The organism is Sphingobacterium sp. UBA5670 (assembly GCF_002420705.1).
In the GTDB taxonomy this organism is placed as follows: Bacteria; Bacteroidota; Bacteroidia; order Sphingobacteriales; family Sphingobacteriaceae; genus Sphingobacterium.
In genome coordinates, this window is record NZ_DIIM01000015.1 from 10,812 (window position 1) to 11,030 (window position 219).

Genomic DNA, 219 nt, shown 5'->3' on the forward strand with positions numbered 1-219 from the left:
CTTCATCAGTTTATACTGTTCAGTATCCTGATATCCAATCAACCTTATTCCATTTTCTGATACCTGATAGATGTCAGCTTCGGGATAGGCCATCAGGATAGGGGAGTGTGTCGCAATTATAAATTGTGATCTAAGCTCTACAAGCTCTCTTATTCGGCTTAGCATATTTAGCTGGCTTATGATAGAGAGTGCCGATTCTGGCTCATCAAAAATATAGAG